This is a genomic window from Photobacterium sp. GB-72 (assembly GCF_003026095.1).
Classification (GTDB): domain Bacteria; phylum Pseudomonadota; class Gammaproteobacteria; order Enterobacterales; family Vibrionaceae; genus Photobacterium.
Map to the genome: position 1 here is coordinate 218,383 of NZ_PYNV01000001.1, position 18,115 is coordinate 236,497.

The window sequence follows — 18,115 nt, forward strand, 5'->3', positions numbered from 1 at the left end:
GCTTTTTCAAGCTCAACTGCTGAAATTTCGGACTACATTTCATGTTTGAATTAAAAAAATTAATCGCAACACTCCTTATGCCCCTCCCAGCACTGCTGATCATTGGGGTTATTGGATTATTGGTTTTATGGTTTTCGCGTAAGAAAAAACTCGCTTCGGGAATTATTGCATTCTCTTTTTTAGGTATTTTTGCCGTCTCTTTTCAGCCTGTTTCTACGAGTTTATTGCGACCATTAGAGCAACAATATCCCGCTTTTGTCGGTTCATCTAAACCTATCGATTTTGTTATGGTGCTTGGTAGTGGTCATGTGATCGATAAAACGTTTCCCATCACCTCAGAACTTTCACGTACTGCGTTAATGCGTTTAGTTGAAGGTATTCGTATTGCGCGAATGTATCCGGGATCTAAAATAATCCTCTCCGGTTACGGTGGTGGAACCAATATCAGTCAAGCTCGTATGATGGCTAAAGTCGCCCTAGCATTGGGAGTGAGTAAATCGGATATTCTGTTGTTGGAAACAGCGAAAGATACCTGGGAAGAAGCGCATCAAGCTGCTTCTGTTGTTGGTGATAAAAGCTTAGTACTTGTTACTTCAGCCAGCCATATGCCGCGAGCCTTGTATGAATTTCATCAAGCTGGACTGTATCCAATTCCAGCACCGACTAACTTTTTAGCGACGAACAAAATTAAACAACCTTGGATACGCTACGCGCCAAGCTCGCAGTTTTTAAACCAAACTGAACGTTATTGGCATGAAAAACTAGGGAGTTTATGGCAACAATTGCGTACATTTCTTGCTAACCATAAAGAACAAAGCACGGATGGAAACAATCATGATAGTGCGGATGCGTTAACAGTTGCTGGCTAAAACCATATAAAATGCCCTTATCGCCCAGTAAATCATTACTGGGCTTTTTTTTGTCTACATCACTTACTTTTCTTTACTTTTCTGAGTAGTCCTCAACGTATTATCACAAACGCATATAACTAAAAGCTATATATATAAAACAATTAAGCTAAAAAACGTCATAAAAAATGTATCTGAAAAAAGCGTTAGCCACTATGATTCCCCTCCAATGAGAAACAATAATTGCTTAACATTTTAATTTCTAAATTTTACAAGCATCAGTTTATTTAACTGCAAATAATTGCTTTCTCGTTTTTATTATATTGATAATTTAAAGGTTAGCAGTATGTACCAAATTATAAATTTAGCCGTCTTTACGGTACTGATCGCCTTGTTGATTAAGCAGCAACGTACCGATAGCACCCTGTCAAAACGCGTTTTTACCGGATTAATTCTCGGTGTCTTATTTGGCGCTGCTCTACAGTGGTTATATCACCCACAAACTCCTGTCGTTAGTGACACCCTTGAGTACATTAATATTGTTGGGGCTGGGTATATCAGCCTGTTAAAAATGATTGTTATGCCACTCATTATGGTTTCTATCATTGGCGCAATTATTAAGGTTAAGGATTCAAGTGCGCTGGGTAAAATATCATTTCTCACCATAGGTATTTTATTAGCAACAACAGCAATCTCTGCTTTAATCGGCATAATGATCACTAACCTATTTGGTTTGACAGCTGATGGTATTGTTGAAGGTGCGCGTGAAATTGCCCGTGGCGAAGCATTACAAACACGCTTGGGCAGTATTGCGAATGTGTCGTTTGCCGACATGATAATTTCATTTTTCCCTTCTAATCCTTTTGCTGATTTAGCGGGTACGCGTCCTACTTCTACGATTGCCGTTGTGATTTTCTCTGCATTTGTTGGCATGGCGGGATTAACGGTAATTAAAACAAACCCAGAGTTAGGCGCTAGCTTTGAAAAGTTTGTTAATGTTGCCCAAGAAATTGTTCGTACACTCGTACGTATGGTGCTGAGCTTAACACCTTATGGTGTGATGGCATTAATGACGAAAGTGGTTGCTGGCTCTAACTACGACGATATTCTAGGTTTATTGAATTTTGTTATCGCATCGTATGTTGGCCTTGGGTCAATTCTGGTATTACATTTAGTACTCGTTAGCTTTGTTGGGGTCAATCCTCTGCGCTTTTTCAAGAAGATTTTACCCGTACTAACGTTTGCTTTTACCTCGCGTTCAAGTGCAGGCACAATTCCGTTAAACATTGATACTCAAGTAAAATCGCTTGGCAATGGCGATGCGGTTGCTAACTTCTCTGCTTCCTTTGGCGCTACTATGGGACAAAATGGCTGTGCGGGGTTATATCCAGCTATGCTTGCCGTAATGATTGCGCCGACAGTGGGCATTAATCCATTAGATCCCAGCTTTATGATTTCCCTTATTGCCATTGTAACCGTCAGCTCTTTTGGTATTGCAGGTATTGGAGGTGGTGCGACATTTGCCGCTCTTATCGTTCTTTCAACATTAGGTATGCCCGTTGCACTTGCAGGCTTGTTAATTTCGATTGAGCCTTTAATTGATATGGGAAGAACTGCAGTAAATGTTAGTGGCTCAATGACGGCAGGAACTATTACTTCTCGTATTTTAGGCTTAAATAAAACGACTGAGATAGATAAAGAGAAACAACCAAACGTTATTGACACACACGCTTAAACATAATTTAGCTATGATTGCTCTTGTATTAACAAATAAAAATCTCACTTTTTTTTAGTTTTTCACTTTTCAATCAAAGATTACTTTTTTAGTAAAAAACATAAAAATTACATTTCATTAACACTATTTATTATTTAATTTTAATAAATAGTGTTTTTTTCATTCTTATTCGATAAATACTTTATTTTTCATTATTACCATCACTATAAATTGTTTATTAAGCAATCAAGACCTTCCTCTTTTTAACAAATCCTCTTATGGTAATTAATGTGACGTAGATCACGTTAGATAATCATTTTTAGACTAGTCTTATTAAGCATAAACTCCAACACATTATGAGTAACTTATTATGACCATTAAAATTACAGCACGCGGTTTTGAACTTCCAGACTACCTAGAACAACATATTAAAGAAGCATTCTTTAAGTTTGATAAATTCAAAATTACTTTCCAAAGCAAAGATGTATTTATGAAACTTGAGGAAGGCCGTAAGTTTACTGTTGAAATCGCAACTAAGTCTAACCTAGGTAAAATCGACGCTACTGGTGAAGCTAACGAGCTAATCGATGCATTCAACGAAGCCTTTGACCGTCTAGAGCGTCAAGTCATTAAGCACAAAGAAAAACCACAAGCTCACCTCAGTGAAAAAGCACAAAAAGAGAAAGAAAACTTAATTAAAGAAGAAGACGAAACGTTAGCTAAGTTATAAATCATCTTGCCACTAAAAGCGGTCACTGTTTTACATCATTTATTTCGGTGATCGCTTTTCAATATAGGTAATAGAAATATCTGTATTCCTCATTTCTTACTCCGCCATATACCTCTCTTCGATATTTTTCGTGTTAAAATAGTAAAACACACCAAATAAAAGATCTCTAAATGAAAATTCTAGTTCGTAACCTTTCTCGTAGCACCACTGAAATCCAAATTCGTAAAATTTTTGAAGAGTTTGGCAAAGTAGGAAACTGTAACCTTGTTTTAGATACAATTACAGGTAAGTCAAAAGGCTTTGCTTTTTTAGAAATGGACGATGAGCAACAAGCAGTCCGTGCGATGAAAGCTTTAAATGAAACGATGGTAGACAAAAGTCGTATCCGTGTAAAAACAGCACAGTAAAAAGTCTATCTAACAGGGCAATACATTGCCCTGTTAATCAGCTTTACGCGGACTATTTTTATTATCCTTTACTCTGTAGCTACTATCTTTATAAGTGATATTAATAGCAAAATTGCTTAAAATTAAACCTATAAATATAAAGTTATACATTGCATGTAATATCACCAAGGCTTTCGCATCATGTCCGATTGGTGCCATGTGCCCATACCCTATTGTTGTCGCCGTAATAAAACTAAAATATATCGCATCAAAATTTGAGACTAGATTGCTCACTCCACCTGTCGCTTTATATAAAACAGCAAACCCCAAGCAGACTTCGATATAATTAATAACTAACATTAAAAATGAACGTTTTTTAGATATTGGCGGGCTATAGATATCTGAAAGAAAAATGATACTTAATAAATAAAGCAATGTTTCTAATAGTAAATAAGATATAAATAAAATAGAGAATGGTGATGATTCAAGATTAAAATTAAAGATCAGTATCGGTGTTATTAATTTAAGAATAACATAAACTTCTGAACATATTTTCCTTGCTAATAATCCAAACTTACCAGAGATATGTCGAATATACAGCCCAGGAAAAATATATGATGATAGAACAAGAAAAAGTTTGAATAATCTCTCGATGCCAAATGTATTTTCTTTTTCATCATTCCAGACTTGTTTTACATGATCATTTTGATTTTTTATCGCAGGTTTGACGTAGCGAAAATCAGTGCTCCATTGGCTTAAAAATAACTTCTTAATAAATGCCATGGATTATTTCCTCATCCGTTAAACCAAGTGACATTATCACTGTAACACTTGTTACTTACGACTTTGTATTTAATAGATATAAAGCCTGATCTCTATTCCATAATCAAGACAAATAAAAAAGCCTAAACTCTGTTTAGGCTTTATCTGTTATTGCATTTTTAACCCACGAACTGACGAACTTTCTCCAGATCTTCTGGCGTATCTACACCCGCAGGAGGTGCATCAATTGCCACATCAACATGGATTTTTTCTCCGTGCCAAAGCACGCGCAATTGCTCTAGAGACTCTATTTGCTCAAGTGCACTTGGTGCCCAATTGATATAGGTTTTAATAAACCCTGCACGGTATGCATAAATACCAATATGACGAAGTAAATTATGATGCACAATTCGTGGCTGCTTGGCAAAATTATCACGATCCCAAGGTATGGCTGCACGGCTAAAATACAATGCATAACCATCTTTATCCGTAACAACTTTTACAGCATTTGGATTAAATACTTCATCATAGTGATCAATTTCTACCGCTAATGTCGCCATAGGTGCGTCTTTATGCGCAATATTATCAGCAACTTGGCGGATAATAGTGTCAGGAATAAGTGGCTCATCCCCTTGCACATTAACAACAATATGATCATCCGATAGTTGATATTTTTCAACCACCTCGGCTAAACGCTCGGTACCAGATTCGTGATCTGTGCGTGTTAAACACACCTCACCACCAAAACCTTTCACCACATCAACAATGCGTTGATCATCCGTTGCAACAATCACTTGATCGGCACCGGACTTTATCGCTTTCTCGTAAACCCACTGCACCATTGGCTTACCTGCAATATCTGCCAACGGTTTACCCGGTAAACGTGTAGATTGATAGCGCGCAGGAATAATAACGGTAAATGTCATTATTTAACCTCGTCAGAGCTTAACGTACGTGCTTCTGGCTCAAGTAAAACTGGAATGCCATCTTTAATAGGATAAGCTAAACGATCAAATTTACATACCAGCTCATTATTTTTTTTATCGTAACTCAACTTGCCTTTACATACAGGACAAGCAACGATTTCAAGCAGACGATGATCCATACGTTTCCTTTACCTCAATGATCTTATTAATAATGTCTGTTGCCTGAGGCTGAGCGATATCTGCATTAACGGGTAAATACCACCAGTTATCTTCAGCAAACGCATAGCACTTCACGGCATCTTTTTCAGTCATTACTAAATGCTGCCCTTGATGGGCTAACTCTAACAATGTTTGTTTTTCAAATGCTTGATGATCAGCAAAAGGCTGACATAAAACAGGGGTTACGCCTAATTGATTTAGGGTAGAAAAAAAGCGAGGAGGATGACCAATACCCGCAATAGCTACGATATCTTTTAAGTCACCTATCAAGCAACGCTCACCTGTTTTCACATTAATTAAATCGGTTGGGACTAATGTCATTGATGCTTCATTTGCTTGCGCTGAACCACCATTACAAATCAGAAAATCAACGCTATCTAAACGCTCACAGGTTTCTCGTAATGGACCCAATGGCAATAAATGCTCGTTACCAAAACGACGTTGACCATCAATCACAACAATTTCAATATCACGATCCAATGCATAATGCTGAAGACCATCATCAGTGATGATCACATCTACATTGTGATCTAATAGCATCTTCACCGCTTCACTGCGTTTAGGTGCAACAGCAACGGGGGCGTTCGTTCTTCGTTGAATAAGTACGGGTTCATCCCCTGCTATATCTGTGCTAGTTGTCGCTTCAACATAATAGGGATAATGCGGCGCTTTACCACCATAACCACGAGAAACCACACCCGGTTTTAAACCTTGCGCTTGTAGTTGTTCCACCAGCCACACGACAACAGGCGTTTTACCATTGCCACCCGCAGTAAGATTGCCAACCACAACAACAGGTACAGGCGCGCTATACGCTTGTTTTTTACCAGCAGAATATTGTCGTCTTTTATGTTGGCTAATCACCCCAAATAAAAAACTTAAGGGTTTAAATACAGGCCAAAGCAGAATGTAAAGTAACAGCATCCCCCCTTTAGGCGGATGCTGAAACCACATTTTTTCAATAAGGGATGCCATTAGTCACCAAACTGAATTCGATGAAGTTGTGCATATGCACCATCATGGCTAATTAGCTCTGCGTGAGTACCGCGTTCAACAATTTCACCATCATCTACTACTAGGATTTGATCGGCATTTTCAATCGTAGATAAACGGTGAGCAATTACCAGTACCGTTCTGTCTTTTTGAAGTTCATCTAAGGCACTTTGAATTGCGCGCTCAGATTCAGTATCAAGTGCTGATGTTGCTTCATCAAGAATTAACACAGGCGCATCACGTAACAGCGCACGAGCAATCGCAAGACGTTGACGTTGACCGCCCGATAAACTGACACCGTTTTCGCCGATAATAGTATCTAAGCCTTTATCCATGCCTTTGATAAAGTCCATCGCATAAGCCAGTTCAGCTGCACGTTCAATATCTGCACGACTGTATGCACCTTCACTTGCATAAGCAATATTATTTGCAATAGTGTCGTTAAATAAGTGTACGTTTTGAGAAACAACCGCCACTTGGTTACGAAGATTGGAAAGTTTGTAATCTCGAATTTCAACCGAATCAATGTTTATTTCACCTGACTCAATGTCATAGAAACGCGTCAATAAGTTTGCAATGGTACTCTTACCAGAACCCGAACGACCGACTAATGCTAATGTTTTACCTGCCGGTATGCTAAAGCTCACATTACGCAATGCTGGAGTGTCCTTTGTCGGATAAGTAAAGGTTACATTCTTAATCTCTACATCACCCTTCACACGTTTAACTTCAACTTTACCATTGTCTTTTTCGGTTTCTAAATCCATTAATTCAAACAGGGTGTGACAAGCAGCCATACCGCGTTGGAACTGAGAAGTAACACTTGTAAGCGCTTTTAATGGACGCATCAAGCCGAACATCGAACCAAATATAACGGCAAACGTACCTGGTGTTAGTTCCGCTCGTAAAGATGGCGTATTTGCCAAAATTAACACAACGACAAGAGCAAAAGACGCTATAACCTGTATTACGGGGTTTGAAATAGCCTGAGCAGAAACAAGCTTCATGGTCTGGCGACGCATTTGATTGCTCACTTTATCAAAGCGCTCTTTTTCTACTTGCTGACCACCGTAACTTAATACGACTTTGTGACCTTTTAGCATTTGCTCAGCAGATGACGTCACAGACCCCATCGCATCCTGCATATTTCGTGAAATTTTACGAAAACGCTTTGATACAATACGAATACTGATTGCAACAACAGGGGCAATCACAATCAAAATTGCGGATAGTTGCCAACTATTCCAGAACATCAATACCATTAGACCAATAATAGATGCCCCTTCACGTACAATGCTCACTAATGCACTACTGGTAGCTGACGCAACTTGCTCTGAATCGTAAGTAATACGAGATAACAATGCCCCTGAAGATTCTTTATCGAAAAATGAAACAGGCATTTTCATGAAGTGTTGGAATAACTGACGACGTAAGTTCATTACAACATTGCCTGATACCCAAGATAAGCAGTAAGTTGCTACGAAGCCACTTGCACCACGCATTATCATTAAGCCAATTAAATAGATTGGCATCATCGCTAGGAAATTAGAATCAATTTTGTCTAATCCACCAAAGCTTTCATCAAGCAGTGGCTTGATCATTGAAACCAATAAGGTATCACCAATCGCATTGATGATAAGAGCGATCACTGCAACAGCAAGGCCTGCTTTATAAATGCTAATGTAGGGCCATAAACGCTTGTACGTTTCGCTTGATGATTTTTCTGTTAATTGAGTCATGAAAACCAATTTATTACTAATACAGTTTTTATATTCTACCCTTAACTTCCTTCTCTACCAAATTTGTATCTCATCCTTTTGAAAAATTTATCTTTAGCGCAAAAAAAAGCAGCAATAAGTGTTCTTTATCCAAGCGATGAACATCCTAAATTGAAAAAAGGACACTTATAACCAACGAGGACGATACCACTGTGTGGCTGAGTGTTGTCGCTCAGTAATAACTTGGTAGTTTCGTCCGTTAATAGTCACGCTTATCTGCCCCGAATTTCCCGTTGATAACCACTCAATCCCTCGATCCTGATACCGTGCTTTGATACTTTTTGCTGGCAAATTCCATGCATTATAATAACTAGTAGAAACAACGGCTAATGAGGGCTTTATCGTGTCAAGAAAGGTATGCGTTGATGACGTTTTGCTACCATGGTGAGGAACTAACAAAATATCAGCATCCAGTGTCGGTGCGCTCTTTAACATCATCAACTCAGCAATCGCATCAATATCACCCGTTAATAACACGGATGGGCCTTGAAGCTCACTATTTTGAACATGGATAACGCAAGAATGAGGATTTCGGGCATGATACACGCGCTGTAAAGGCCATTGGACTTTGAATGTCAAACCTTGCCAATGCCATGTTTGGCCTTTCTGGCATGGCAAATATCCCTTTTCAAAATTACTACTGTACTTATATTGCGGTGATAACTTCTCGATAATGATTGTTTTTCCACCCGCATGATCACTGTCATCGTGACTAATAATTAAATAATCTAATTGCTTTATACCTAGCTGTCTCAGAATCGGTAGAATAGTGGTTTCAGCAACGGCTCTATCCTCCCATCGATTGCCAGTATCATATAATACAGCCTTGTTATTTTTAATAATCAGTACCGCTAATCCATGTCCAACATCAAGTACCAACATTTTCCAATCCGACTTTACCGGCTCTTTAATAAACCAACACAATGTAATTACTATCAACGAGCTATATAGCCACTTAAATGACGATAAAGGCAATAACATCAATGCAACAAAAATGATGATAACTCCCCAAAGTAAAGGGGTTAGGTTCACTGATAATGGATACCACGCACCTTCCAACCATTGGATCCCTTCAATGATAGGAATTAAAGACCAGTCAGCACATTGCCAAAACAATGAAGAAACGGGTGGAAACCATAACGTCAGCAGTGCTAATAATACTAAAGGAACCGTGATGATACTGACCAAAGGAACAGCAACTATATTAGCAATAGGAGCTGCTAGCGATACGCCACCGAACCATAACCATTGTATGGGTAACATTAGCACCAATAGCCAAAGCTGAATTTTTGCTAGTTTAAATAAAAACGCTTTGAAGCGATTGCTCGATATCGAGTCATCAAATACGCTTCTTCCTGTAAAATAGCGCTGGCTTAGGGTAACTAAAATCAAAACACCAACGGCATAAAATGATAGCCAGAAAGAAGCACTATAAATGGCGAATGGGTCAATAAATACACTTAATGCTAACGCAGCTAATAATAGTTGCCAATGGCGCCAATACACATCTGTTGTTTTCAAGATCCCGAGAAAGACACACATAATTAATGCACGTATGGTCGGCGTAGTGAAGCCACTTAACCAGGCATAGGAAAATGCGATACATAACCCTGTTATCATCGGTAACCAAATAAAGTAACGCTTCTGCGGCAAGAAAAGCTTACATTTTAGGCCTATTTGCCATCCTAATAACATGGCAAGTGCGATGTGTAACCCTGAAATAGCTAACAAATGAGCCGTTCCACTGTCTCTTAAATGAAGCCAATCTACTTTCGTTAATCCACTTCGGTCACCAAACGCTAATGCTAATAGGTATGCTTTATTCGGCATATTTTCGACATAACCTAACGCCTTATCATAGAGTTGCTGTCGCCAAGTTATTCTTGATGGAAGTAATAATGGCAGCGATGATAATCGATGACGCACCACAGCATTACCATGTACATTTCGACTCACAGCATATCGTTCTGCATCAAAGCCAGCTTGATTTACACGTCCAACAATTCGACTCAACTTAACAGGTAAGTGCCAAATTTGACCTTGCTTTAATGTTGGCGCATCCGGCCAGATCAGAAATAACCTATGAGATGCATCCAAAACAGGATTATCAGGCGGTGAATGAAAATAATTATCAACAACCTCCACTTCAATATTTGAAATTGGTATATTTTCATTTATTACAGCACTTATACGAACATTTATGGTAAGATTTGTGCGATTTAGCGGAATGTCTTCAACTTTTTTACGATATTGTTCGGCACATAACACCGCTAGAAAAGCACTTATTGAAAACCAGAAAAGAAAATGGTTTTTACAATAATAAAAAATAACAAGGCTGACTATTATTGCTGTCATATACCACCAGTACGGTGGTAGAAATGATAACCAATGCAGTGAATGAAAACCTATTGCGATACCTAATGATGTTTGTAACATGCTGTTATCGCCATTTTAATAAATACTAATTATGCCTAGACATCTTATAAAAAAGTTCTTACCAAGCCATGAAGTCATTAAGCGCCAAAAAGCACTTAAGATCTTTGGTAATGTACTTTATAACCCGAACTTATGGTGCTTAAACCGTCGTTCTGCGTCAGGTGCATTTGCCGTTGGCTTATTCATGGCTTTCGTACCACTTCCTAGTCAAATGATTATGGCAGCTGGGTTAGCTATTTTATTTGGTGTAAATCTGCCTCTTTCAGTGGCTCTCGTTTGGGTAAGTAACCCTGTGACTATGCCTGTTTTATTCTATGGTGCTTACAAGTTAGGCGCTTGGGTATTGAATAGTCCTAACATCGCGTTTCACTTTGAGCTTTCATGGGATTTTTTACTTAACCAAATGAGCCAAATTGGCCCCCCATTTTTACTTGGCTGCTTTATTTGCAGTGTAGTATCAGCGCTTATCGGCTATTTTGGCATCCGTAGCTTATGGCGTTATTCCGTTGTGAGAAGCTGGAATAAGCGTAAATTCCGAATTGGTAAAACCCACTAGCTTTAATACCTTTAAAATATAAATAAGCAAAAGCCTCTATGACGAGAGGCTTTCTTCTTTTATCTTTATTTTTTAGATCAAAAAAACACATTTAATTACCCGCCTGTTTCATTTTTCACAATTTTCATTGCCAGTTCAATTTTCGTTAATACTCACTATCCATTTTCATCATATGTTTTATTCAAAAACTTAAATTACTGTTTATCAATAGAGGTTTTACTAGCAAATCAAATAATTACGTCTAGTATTAGGAAAACATTTAAATTACACATTTTACTTTTAAGGTACTTATTATGGATAACCCTGTGAGCTCAATGCTTAGCAAAGGCTGGAAATGGTTTATTATTGTTGGAGTTATTGTCGCATTAGCCGGTGTTTTTGCAATTAGCTTACCTATTGCTGCGGGTATGACAATCACAACAATTGTAGGGACCATTTTCCTTGTGATTGGTCTAGTACAGGTCTATCACACCTTTAGTATTCATGATTGGAAAACTAAAATTTGGTACGTTATTAGTGCGCTATTCTATTTAATTGGCGGCTTATTTATTCTAAGCCAACCGTTTATTGGCTTAGTTACTATTACCGTATTAATGATTGCCACAATGATTTTCAACGGTGTTACGCGTATGCTATTTGGTTTTAATAGTCGTAAACACCTTGCAGGTTGGCGCTGGATTGTAATCAGTGGTTTGATTTCTACTGCTATTGGTATCTATTTCTTTACTCTGATGAATAATCCAGAATTCTCTATGTCATTACTGGGTATTTTTGTTGGTGTATCACTACTATTTGAAGGCTTCAGCTTTATTTTCATTGGTACTCAAATGAAAAAAGTGGTTCAAAATAAATAACATAAAAATGGAATCTAAATAAAAAGCCTCAATATTTTTGATATTGAGGCTTTTTTAATTCAGATACCATCGCGTATTTGCAATATTTGTACACAACTAAACGTTTGCTATTTAGTTGTAATTTCAGTACTAATAACGCTGCAGATTACTTTAACTAAGATATAGCAATGCCGTGTATTCAACGATTATACGTTTTCTCATTATTGCTTGGTTGCATTTTCTTTCATCACTGTGCATCTGCAACAGCAAGCGCTATTAATACAAATCAATACCTTAAACAAACGACACCAATAACGTCTGTTGACTCTACTTTTATATCTTCAACGCAGCGCTATCGCGTTTTACTCTCATTACCTAAACTGGTGAGCTCTCCGTTGTCTCATCAACGTGATCATTTGCTTGCTTTGTTACAACAAAAGAGTAGTGTTTCACTCTCTTACATACTGATAGCTATAGAAAATTTTTGTTTAAAACGGAAAAAACTTTTACCTCTAGCCAATTTTCAATTTCGTTTTACACATAGTCGGGAGCAACTGTTTCACTAACGTCAACCGACTTTTATTTTCTACTTTTATTACAAGGACACATAGATGCTTGATTCATTTGTATCTATTTTTTCTGCGCTCTGGCATCAAGATTTTGTTGCATTACAAAACCCAGAAAGCATGGTGATGATTTATGTTTGTGTAACATTTGTCATTTGGTTAGAAAGTGCATTTTTACCTGCAGCTCCCCTACCTTGCGATAGCATTGTTATTCTTGCTGGAACATTAGGTGCAATGGGGATCATCGATTTTAAATTGATTGTCTTCTTACTAATCGTGGCATCAGCCATCGGTAGTTGGCTAGCTTACTTGCAAGGTCGCTGGCTAGATCACCTACCAAAAGTAAAAGGCTGGGTGAATATGGTGCCACCTCATCGAATGAAAACTGTGGATAATTTACTTATTCGTCATGGTATTGTTGCTTTGTTTACCGCACGATTTATTCCTGTTGTCCGCCCTTTATTACCTTTAATGATGGGATTTAGGATTAAAAGTCAGGCTCACTTTTTCCGTTTTGCTTGGTTAAGTGCTACAGCTTGGGTATTACTATTAACAGGGTTAGGTTATTTATTAACGCTTCTTCCAGAAAAAATCGCCAAAGTAGCAACAATGGTATTAATGGTTGCACCATTTGTTACTCTCGCTATTGCTATTGTTAGCTTATCAAGCAATTGGTTACTAAAACGCTTTAAGAAAAACAAAGCCATGTTGTAACAAGCAATATATAACAAAAGTCTGCTGACACACTGCACAATAAAAGTGAGTGGATAAGCAGACTTTTTGGTTCTAAGCATACCCTATAAGCTTTTGGAACTTGATTGACTTTGTATCTTAAATAACACGCTTATGCTAATAAATAACAGGGGCTTATTGTGATGGTTTAAACCACTATTTCGCTATTATGGCACCTATTTTAGATACAAAAAAACCCGCTTTAGCGGGTTTTTTATTACATCGTAATACTGTTTATACTTAGAAGTAGAAACGAGTACCGAATACGATATTAGTTAGGCTGTTCTTAGCTTGCTCGCTTGAGTAAGAATCACTAGAGAAGATCTTATCAGTTGCGATGCTGTAGTTAACTTCAGAAGTGATAGCAACGTTAGGATTAATAAAGTATTTAACACCAGCAGAGAACTTAGCATTTGCGCCCCAGTTGCTGTCAGAACCTTGGTTGCTTAGAGATAGACCACCAACTTCAGCAGCAGCACCTACGTAAGGAACCCAGTTAGTAGAGTTCACGAAGTTGTACTCGGTGAATACACCTAGCTGACCACTAAGCTCATCATTAGCGTCTTGAGCACGAACAGTCGCAGTACCACCTACTTCCCAGTTATCTTTAACGAAAGTACCGTAAGTACCGTTAATATCTGCATGCCAGCCACTACCTAGTTTTGCGTTACCTTGTACACCGATCTCTTGAGTACCAGCAGGTAGTTGAACGGCTGCTTGTGCTGCAACAGGAGCTAATACAGATAGTGCCACTAGAAGGCTTAGTGCATTCTTTTTCATTATTTTTCCTAAATGTTTTTATTTTTAAACAAGTTGTCCACTTTAGTGCAATCCCTTTACTTAGTTAGGTTACTTAAATAGAGAAGTAACAATCCGTCTACGACACTTGTATCCATAAATCAGTGGCGACAAAATTAGCACGCAGTTTCATCCCTGTTAAATGAAACAACTTAATTAATTTTCAAATGAACACCATTCACAATTTATAAGAAAAAAGTTTAATTATTCAGTTGAACTCACCCACAAGAGCACGAAAAACAACCAATCAGGTAAATAAAAAAGCATTGTTAAAAATAAAATAAAAATAAAATTCACAATATTGTGAATATTATTTATTTATCGACCAAATAATGACCACTAAAACTAACGTAAGAATCGTCTACCTTTTATTTATTGTTCTTTATTTTTATCACGTAGAGACTTCATCTATTTTTATTAATTAATGACCTTGAATTTAATCGCATAATGACAGCAACTTTTCTCTATTTATAAGAGAACAAGATCGCTTAAACACATATCAATAATGACAGTCCTTCCGGGTATTATGATTCAACAATCGCAGGTATACGTAATTGAAAATCAAAACGTCAACACTTGAAAAATTCTAAGTAGTTTAATCTATAGATACAAAAACGGAGCCAATGTGGCTCCGTTTGATATCAATAATACAATAAGACTATTTCGCACTTAGTACTCTGGCAGGTTGCAAACTACTTGCCCTACGAGCGGGATACCAAGTAGCAACAAGGCTGAGTATAATTGCTGTTATAGATACAATTAACACATCTTTATAGGCTAACTGAGTGGGTAGGAAATCAATAAAATAAATATCCCCCGATAAGAACCGGTGACCAATGATTTTTTCTATCACTCGAACTATATGAGTTAAGTTAACAGCAACTAAGCTACCAAATATTGACCCCATCACGCTACCTAACACACCAGATAATACGCCATGCCAAATAAAGATGGATTTCACTAAGCGATCACTTGCCCCCATGGTTCTTAAAATCGCGATATCAGAGGCCCGATCTTTTACTGCCATCATTAAGGTTGAAACGATGTTGAAACACGCAACCCCAATAACCAATACCATAACTAAATACATAATCGTACGGACTAACTGAATATCACGGTACATATAGCCGTATTGTTGTGTCCAACTTTTCAGATAAACATAGACAGGAAGCGTATTACCCACTTCTTTTACAATACGCTGCGCTTGTAGTACTTTATCCACTTTAATTTGAATACCTGAGACACCTTGCCCCATATCCATGTATTTTTGTGCATCAGCCATTGGCACTAGCGCCAATTTATGATCAATTTCTCCCCCAAGCGCTAAAATACCCGCTACTTGTAATCGAATTCGATGCGGAGCACGAAGCTGGGTCATTTCAGGATCGGCATCAGGGAGCAATGCGGTTAACCAGTCTCCCACTTTCACATTCAGGCTTTTAGCAACGCCTTGACCTAAAATGACTTCTTTTTTACCGGCAGTAAATTTGCTCCACGCATCATTTAAAACATAGTGCGGTAATTCACTGACTTTAAGTTGCTCTTGAGGGTTAACACCTCGAACACCAACAGCTTTTAACTTTGTGCCTTTTTCAAGTAACGCTGTGAATTCAACATAAGGCGCAGCCGCTGTCACATCCGGGTGTTTTTCTATTTGCTTAACTAGCGGTTGCCAATTATTTAAAGGAGGCTCAACCGCCTGTAACTCACCCTGTGGGATCACCGATAACACACGGGTTTGTAGTTCACGTTCAAAACCATTCATTGCTGACAGACCAACAATGATCACCGCAACACCAACGGCAATACCTAACATCGATGACATTGAAATAAATGACACCATTCGGTTACGTTTTTTCGAACGATTAAAACGACTACCTATATATAAAGAAAGAGGGCGAAACATTAAGCCTCCACAACGACTTGAGATAACACGCCATCTTGCATATGCATACAACGGTCAAGTTTTGCCGCTAATTCACTATCATGGGTCACGACTAAAAATGCGGTACCTGATTCTGCATTCAATTTACGCATTAAATCATAAATTTCTAATGCCGTTTTATGATCAAGATTCCCCGTAGGTTCGTCAGCTAAAACAATAGAAGGATTGTTAACCAAGGCACGCGCAATGGCAACACGTTGACGTTCACCACCACTCAATTCCGAAGGACGGTGCTCATAACGATGACTAAGCCCCACTAAAGCCAGCATGTCTTGTGCACATGTACGCGCTTGACTGACACTTTTACCACCAATTAACAACGGCATAGCGACATTTTCAACGGCAGTAAAGTCCGCAAGTAAGTGGTGAAACTGGTATACAAAGCCAATTTCTTGATTACGAATTTTCGCTTGTTTGTTCGCACTTAAAATATCTAAGCGCTGCCCTTTAAAGAACACTTCTCCATCAGTGGGTTCATCTAAAGCCCCCAGAATGTGCAACAGTGTACTTTTCCCTGAGCCAGATGATCCCACAATGGCGACCAACTCATTGTCAGCAATCTCTAAATCAACTTGCTTTAAAACTTCTGTCTCAAACTGCCCTTCTTTATAGGTTTTACAAACTTGGTGACAAGATAACAACGCATTATTCATAACGAAGAGCCTCAGCAGGACGGACAGCGGCCGCACGATAAGAAGGAAAAATAGTCGCTAATAAACTCAAGCTTATAGCGCCTAAAATAACAAACATAATTTGCATCGGTTCAATCACGGTGGGTAACGTGCCACCGATCGATGCTAAATCGACACCCAATACAGAAATAATGGCATTAAGATAGTGCGCCACTAACGCGCCGAGTAAGCCACCTAATAAGGCACCGATAACACCACTACTTGCCCCTTGAACAATAAAAATCATCAAGACTTGGCGGTGAGTCATACCTTGGGTTTTTAATATTGCAACTTCTGATTGTTTCTCCATCACCACCATCACTAAAGCAGAAATGATGTTAAAAGCCGCCACACCTATGATCAAGCTAAGCATTAAGCCCATCATATTCTTTTCCATTTTTACTGCCTGGAACAGCTCACCGCGCTGCTCGCGCCAATCAGACCATGTCCAACCATTGGGTAATTTCAATTTAGCTAATTCAGGAACAACGAATGGATCATCAAGGTATAAACGCCAACCTGTCATTTGATCCTGTTTATAGCGTAATAAACGTCCAGCATCTGAAATATTGGTGTATACCAATTGGTTATCAACATCAGAGCCCGTGTCATAAATACCCGAAACTTCAAATTTTCGTTGGCTCGGCATACGACCAATTGGCGTAAATTGGCTTGCACTGGTCACCATCAGACGAATTTTATCGCCCGGTTGAACACCCAGTTCAACGGCCAACGCTTGGCCAATAACCACTTTAAAACTCCCAGGAGTAAGATCACTTAAGCTCCCCACCATCATATGACGAGAGATGGGATCATATTGATTAGGTTCAATACCAATCATCGTACCGGCAGCAATAGAGTTTGCACTTTGTATAATCGCTTCACCACGTGTGATCGCCGTTACACCAGTCACATGTGGCAATTGTTTTAATGCCTCAGGTGCGTTTTCTGATAACGGTACTCGTCCATCTGCACTCGATACGACGGCTTGCGGTAGAACACCTAAAATTCGACCTTTTAGCTGATCTTCAAAGCCGTTCATCACAGACATAACGGTAATTAACGCCATTACACCAATAGTAATACCGGCTGTAGACATATAAGAGACAAAGCGACTAAAGCGATCGCCTGAACGACCACGTAAATAACGTAAGCCAATATAAAAAGACACTGGATGAAACATAGGATTGAGAAACCACTCCTTTATTAGGTTGGTAAAGAA

Annotated in this window: 17 protein-coding genes; 7 read left to right on the forward strand and 10 right to left on the reverse strand. The window is 38.5% G+C overall.

All coding sequences use genetic code 11. The annotated features are described in order from the left end of the window. The first annotated feature begins 41 nt into the window (after positions 1-41). From elyC to C9J40_RS01015, 4 genes are all read left to right on the forward strand, one after another. Complete coding sequence (gene elyC / locus C9J40_RS01000; protein WP_107245431.1) at positions 42-869, forward strand: envelope biogenesis factor ElyC; 828 nt, start codon at positions 42-44, stop codon at positions 867-869. A gap of 325 nt (positions 870-1,194) precedes the next feature. Next, positions 1,195-2,583: an L-cystine transporter gene (locus C9J40_RS01005; protein ID WP_107245432.1), complete on the forward strand. Its 1,389-nt coding sequence runs from the start codon at positions 1,195-1,197 to the stop codon at positions 2,581-2,583. A 349-nt stretch (positions 2,584-2,932) separates the two neighbouring features. Then, positions 2,933-3,292 carry a ribosome hibernation-promoting factor, HPF/YfiA family gene (hpf, locus tag C9J40_RS01010; protein ID WP_107245434.1) on the forward strand — a complete coding sequence of 120 codons (360 nt, stop codon included), beginning with the start codon at positions 2,933-2,935 and terminating at the stop codon, positions 3,290-3,292. A 170-nt stretch (positions 3,293-3,462) separates the two neighbouring features. Then, entirely contained in the window at positions 3,463-3,699 is a 237-nt protein-coding gene (locus C9J40_RS01015) for an RNA-binding protein (protein ID WP_107205757.1), read from the forward strand. A 33-nt stretch (positions 3,700-3,732) separates the two neighbouring features. Here C9J40_RS01015 and C9J40_RS01020 read toward each other — a convergent pair whose 3' ends face one another. From C9J40_RS01020 to C9J40_RS01045, 6 genes are all read right to left on the reverse strand, one after another. Beyond that, on the reverse strand, positions 3,733-4,461 hold the full coding sequence (locus tag C9J40_RS01020; RefSeq protein ID WP_107205756.1) for a potassium channel family protein: 729 nt from the start codon (positions 4,459-4,461) through the stop codon (positions 3,733-3,735). Positions 4,462-4,619: 158 nt separating this feature from the next. Next, positions 4,620-5,366, reverse strand: a complete 747-nt coding sequence (gene kdsB, locus C9J40_RS01025; RefSeq protein WP_107245435.1) for a 3-deoxy-manno-octulosonate cytidylyltransferase — start codon at positions 5,364-5,366, stop codon at positions 4,620-4,622. Continuing rightward, positions 5,366-5,545 carry a Trm112 family protein gene (locus C9J40_RS01030; RefSeq protein WP_006645988.1) on the reverse strand — a complete coding sequence of 60 codons (180 nt, stop codon included), beginning with the start codon at positions 5,543-5,545 and terminating at the stop codon, positions 5,366-5,368. The genes kdsB and C9J40_RS01030 overlap by 1 nt, the downstream gene beginning before the upstream one ends. Next, positions 5,526-6,560, reverse strand: coding sequence for a tetraacyldisaccharide 4'-kinase (gene lpxK / locus C9J40_RS01035; protein ID WP_107245437.1), 1,035 nt, complete (start codon positions 6,558-6,560; stop codon positions 5,526-5,528). Before lpxK ends, C9J40_RS01030 begins: the two co-directional genes overlap by 20 nt. Then, positions 6,560-8,317, reverse strand: a complete 1,758-nt coding sequence (msbA, locus tag C9J40_RS01040) for a lipid A ABC transporter ATP-binding protein/permease MsbA (RefSeq protein WP_107205753.1) — start codon at positions 8,315-8,317, stop codon at positions 6,560-6,562. The genes lpxK and msbA overlap by 1 nt, the downstream gene beginning before the upstream one ends. Positions 8,318-8,482: 165 nt before the next feature. Beyond that, positions 8,483-10,792, reverse strand: a complete 2,310-nt coding sequence (locus C9J40_RS01045) for a DNA internalization-related competence protein ComEC/Rec2 (RefSeq protein WP_107245438.1) — start codon at positions 10,790-10,792, stop codon at positions 8,483-8,485. 31 nt (positions 10,793-10,823) lie between these two features. Between C9J40_RS01045 and C9J40_RS01050 the strand changes: the two genes are divergently transcribed. From C9J40_RS01050 to C9J40_RS01060, 3 genes are all read left to right on the forward strand, one after another. Further along, positions 10,824-11,348: a DUF2062 domain-containing protein gene (locus tag C9J40_RS01050; protein ID WP_107205751.1), complete on the forward strand. Its 525-nt coding sequence runs from the start codon at positions 10,824-10,826 to the stop codon at positions 11,346-11,348. Between the two features lie 293 nt (positions 11,349-11,641). Continuing rightward, positions 11,642-12,202, forward strand: coding sequence for an HdeD family acid-resistance protein (locus C9J40_RS01055; RefSeq protein WP_107205750.1), 561 nt, complete (start codon positions 11,642-11,644; stop codon positions 12,200-12,202). 590 nt (positions 12,203-12,792) lie between these two features. Next, positions 12,793-13,461: a DedA family protein gene (locus tag C9J40_RS01060; protein WP_107205749.1), complete on the forward strand. Its 669-nt coding sequence runs from the start codon at positions 12,793-12,795 to the stop codon at positions 13,459-13,461. Positions 13,462-13,719: 258 nt separating this feature from the next. On the opposite strand, the gene C9J40_RS01065 is transcribed toward C9J40_RS01060, so the two are convergent. From C9J40_RS01065 to lolC, 4 genes are all read right to left on the reverse strand, one after another. Further along, positions 13,720-14,259, reverse strand: a complete 540-nt coding sequence (locus C9J40_RS01065) for an outer membrane beta-barrel protein (protein WP_107245440.1) — start codon at positions 14,257-14,259, stop codon at positions 13,720-13,722. Between the two features lie 676 nt (positions 14,260-14,935). After that, complete coding sequence (gene lolE / locus C9J40_RS01070) at positions 14,936-16,183, reverse strand: lipoprotein-releasing ABC transporter permease subunit LolE (RefSeq protein ID WP_107205747.1); 1,248 nt, start codon at positions 16,181-16,183, stop codon at positions 14,936-14,938. Then, complete coding sequence (gene lolD / locus C9J40_RS01075; RefSeq protein ID WP_107205746.1) at positions 16,183-16,875, reverse strand: lipoprotein-releasing ABC transporter ATP-binding protein LolD; 693 nt, start codon at positions 16,873-16,875, stop codon at positions 16,183-16,185. The genes lolE and lolD overlap by 1 nt, the downstream gene beginning before the upstream one ends. Continuing rightward, the gene (gene lolC, locus C9J40_RS01080) at positions 16,868-18,076 is read right to left on the reverse strand and encodes a lipoprotein-releasing ABC transporter permease subunit LolC (protein WP_107205745.1); all 1,209 of its coding nucleotides are present in this window, start codon (positions 18,074-18,076) and stop codon (positions 16,868-16,870) included. The genes lolD and lolC overlap by 8 nt, the downstream gene beginning before the upstream one ends. Positions 18,077-18,115: the final 39 nt, after the last annotated feature.